The following is a 1077-nucleotide window of genomic DNA, read 5'->3' as shown; positions in this document are numbered from 1 at the left end:
TTTCTGGTTAAAATATGTGAATGTTCTCAGAATAGATTAGAAAAAACTTTTGGAAGGTTATTTTAATTAAGCTTTCTATAGCCTTATCATCTGTGAAAAGCATTTTTTTCTTGAAAAGAAAAGAGAGAAACGATTAATTTAGGGTAAGTGCCTGCCACTGATAGTTTTTTACATTTAACGAGTTTTATGGATAAGTCTTATTTTTGAGTATCTATGATATTTTAAAAAGGACTTATCCATACAAGAAGAACGCAATTGAGTGACTAATTTCCAGTGTCATGATAACTGCCTTTATGCATTCGGCATTTTTTGTATTTATTGTTTTACTCAAAATGCCTTTTTAAAAGCCCTATGCTAAAACTGTCAAATAGGTAGTAGCCTACCAAAAAGTAGCTAAATAAGCTGTTAGACAATCCATTTTTTTCAAATAAAATATCAACTCCTCATAACCAATTTTATTTTTGGCATTTTTGATAGTCTTAAAAATTGCTTGGATAAGGTTACAGTGCTAAGTCAACCTATTTCTTATCTTGGTGATCTGTTAATTTTATTATTATAAGAAAATTTTGTTTTTATCTTACAAAATCAATGGTTGTATATATTCTTATTCATTGTTAAGTATCCATAGGCGTAAACTAACGAGTCGAATGTACGGCATAGCTTAAAATTTTTTCAGAACTTTGCTTTTCAATTTTATACATAAAATCATAAAATAATGACGTTTTGTACGCCTGTTTTGTTTAATTTTTCGCTGTCAATTTTTTGAGGAAGTTGTTTTCTTGTTTCATTTCGTTATTACTTTTCCTAAATTCCACTAAGAGATGGTAAAAAGTGATGAGGAGGCCCTATTAATGGATGATGCTAAAAACGGTGCTGTAGATGTTTTAGAAAAACAAGCAGCATTTCTATCGTCTGCTTTACCATATATGCAAAAATACGAAAATGAAACGGTTGTGGTAAAATATGGCGGTCATGCTATGGGTGATCCTGCCTTGGGGCGAGCATTTGCGCGTGATATTGCTCTATTAAAGCAATCGGGGATTAACCCTGTTGTTGTTCATGGTGGTGGGCCTCAAA

At 31.7% G+C, this 1077-nt stretch carries 1 pseudogene; it reads left to right on the top strand.

Going from position 1 to position 1077, the window contains the following annotated elements:
- Positions 1-851: 851 nt before the first annotated feature.
- Positions 852-1077 (top strand): annotated as a pseudogene (locus tag ACFIKE_RS11185) (acetylglutamate kinase); the annotation flags it as partial.

The organism is Bartonella sp. MU70NMGDW (assembly GCF_042194085.1).
GTDB classification, from domain to species: Bacteria; Pseudomonadota; Alphaproteobacteria; order Rhizobiales; family Rhizobiaceae; genus Bartonella; species Bartonella grahamii.
The sequence above is the reverse complement of the archived record's forward strand: the minus strand, read 5'-3'. Positions and strand labels throughout refer to the sequence as shown.